Here is a 2,540-nt window from a genome sequence, read left to right as displayed (position 1 = left end):
GGCGCCCACGTCGATCGACGCGGGCGCCGGGGTGGCGTCGTATCCGCACCGGAACCGAACCGATCGATCAGTCTCGCGCCGGAACCGGACCGGTCACTGCGCCAACGCCATACCGGAACCGAACCGATCGATCAGTCTCGCGCCGGAACCGGACCGGTCACTGCGCCAACGCCATACCGGAACCGATCCGCTCACCGTGCCACCGCCGCACCACCCGCTCACACGCAGTAACACCGCGGCCGACGCCATCGTTTACGCCCATCACGCACCGTAACGAACAACCAGTCCCCACCCACCCCTCCCACCCCATCCCCACCACCCCCCTCCCGCCTCCCGGCCCGCAGGGGCGCCCGGATACCGCGCCCGCCTAGCACCCGCGCACACCCCCCGTCAAGAGTCATAACGGGCCGTCAGGCGTACAGAAGCCCCGCATACCGGACGTAGATCACCATCAATAGGTCGGCTAGTCCCATTCGTGACCCTCTGGATGGATTGTTTTGTCCGGATTCCGAACCCATCGCGACCGGATGTGATCAAAACGAGACCCCTTACGCGTGGTTTATGGGGCCTAAGTGCCTAACACTGGTGGGAATTGAGCTCGGGTCAATGGGTCACGCGCTGTGGGGAGCGCCGACTCACGAGCATCGGGGGCTGGTGACCGGCTGTCAGGGGTGTCAGCGGGGATCGGCTCCTTTCCATGCAGTAAATGGACTCATGAGGAGGCATCCCAATGCGCGGTGCGAGAAGTGCGATATGGGTCGCGGGCGCGATCGCCGTTGCTCTGACGGCCACGGCCTGCGGTGGCGGCGGCAAGAGCTCGGGCGCCGAGGCCGGTTTCGTCCGGGCGAACTGGGGCGACCCGCAGAACCCGCTGGAGCCCGCGAACACCAATGAGGTGCTCGGCGGCAAGGTGCTCGACCAGATCTTCATGAATCTGAAGGAGTACGACCCCAAGACGGGTGAGGCGAAGGACGCCGCGGCGGAGTCCATCGAGTCCAAGGACGCCCAGAACTTCACCATCAAGATCAAGCCGGGGCAGAAGTTCTCCAACGGCGAGCCGATCACCGCGAAGTCGTTCGTGGACGCCTGGAACTACGCCGCGCTTGCCACCAACAAGCAGAAGAACGCGTACTTCTTCTCCGACATCGAGGGCTACGACAAGACCTCCCCCGAGGACGGCAAGCCCACCGCGCAGACGCTGTCGGGCCTGAAGGTCGTCAACGACACCACCTTCACGGTCAAGCTCAACAAGAAGTTCTCGACCTGGCCGGTCCGCCTGGGCTACAAGGCGTTCGCGCCGCTGCCCAAGCTGTTCTTCGACAAGCACGAGGAATACCTGAAGAAGCCGGTCGGCAACGGCCCGTACGCCGTGGAGTCGTACGAGCGGGGCAAGCTGATGAAGCTCGTCCCGAACAAGTACTACACCGGCCTGCACAAGCCGAAGAACAAGGGCGTCCTGCTCCAGGTCTTCACCGACTCCAGCGCCGCGTACGCCGCCCTCCAGGCCGGCAACCTCGATGTCGACGACGACATCCCGGCGGAGCAGATCAAGAACGCCAAGACCGACCTCAAGGGCAACTACCTCACCCAGCCCTCGGGTATCTACCAGGCCGTGACCTTCCCGTTCTACAAGCCCGAGTGGAACAAGCCCGGCATGGAGAAGGTCCGCCGCGGCATCTCCATGGCGATCGACCGCAAGAGCATCACGGAGAAGATCTACAACAACACCCGTACGCCGATGGTCGACCTCACCTCCCCGGTGCTCGGCGAGGCCAACGGCTACGACAAGAACATCTGCGGCGACGTCTGCTCGTACAACCCGACCGAGGCCAAGAAGCTCATCGAAGAGGGCGGCGGCATCCCGGGCGGCAAGCTGACCATCAACTACAACGCCGACAAGGACTCCCACAAGCAGTGGGCGGACGCGGCCTGCAACAGCATCAACAAGGCCCTCGGCGACGACAAGGCGTGCGTGGGCAACCCGATCGGTACCTTCGGTGACTTCCGCAACCAGATCACCAAGGGCGAGATGAACGGTCCGTTCCGCGCCGGCTGGCAGATGGACTACCCGCACATCGAGAACTTCCTGACCCCGCTGTACAAGACCGGGGCCAGCTCCAACGACGGCAAGTGGAGCAACAAGGAGTTCGACGAGCTGATGGAGAAGGCAGCCGCCGAGCCGGACATCAAGAAGGCGACCGACCTCTACAAGCAGGCCGAGAAGGTCGTCATCAAGGACGCGGTGAACATCCCGCTCTTCTACCAGAACGGCACCGTCGGCTGGTCGGAGAACGTCTCCAACGTCGCGCTCAACCCCTTCAGCGTCCCGGTCTTCAGCGACATCCAGGTCAAGGGCTGATCCGACGCAGCCGCCCCTGAGCGGGGCGCACGTACAACTCGACCGCTCACGGCTGCAGGGGACGGCCGGCACCCGCCGACGCGGGGCCGGCCGCCCCCCCCTGCGGGCGCTTCTTGTCGTCCACCGGGGGGCGCACTGAAAACACGACCACGCCCAAATGGTGCCGAGATGATAGGGGCGC

Annotated in this window: 2 protein-coding genes; both read left to right on the top strand. The window is 64.6% G+C overall.

Features of this window, described 5'->3' with window-relative positions:
- Nucleotides 1-274: hypothetical protein (locus tag ABZX96_RS38000; protein WP_355554253.1), on the top strand; the 274-nt coding region annotated here is incomplete at its 5' end.
- A 456-nt stretch (nucleotides 275-730) separates the two neighbouring features.
- Entirely contained in the window at nucleotides 731-2,359 is a 1,629-nt protein-coding gene (locus tag ABZX96_RS37995) for an ABC transporter substrate-binding protein (RefSeq protein ID WP_355554250.1), read from the top strand.
- Nucleotides 2,360-2,540: the final 181 nt, after the last annotated feature.

Origin of the sequence: Streptomyces sp. NPDC003077 (assembly GCF_040611095.1) — a bacterium.
GTDB lineage: Bacteria > Actinomycetota > Actinomycetes > Streptomycetales > Streptomycetaceae > Streptomyces.
This window is presented reverse-complemented; position numbering and strand designations above follow the sequence as displayed.

Excerpts from the sequence above, each read along its gene's own strand:
- ABZX96_RS37995 (WP_355554250.1), top strand. The coding sequence starts at position 731 with ATGCGCGGTGCGAGAAGTGCGATATGGGTCGCGGGCGCGATCGCCGTT.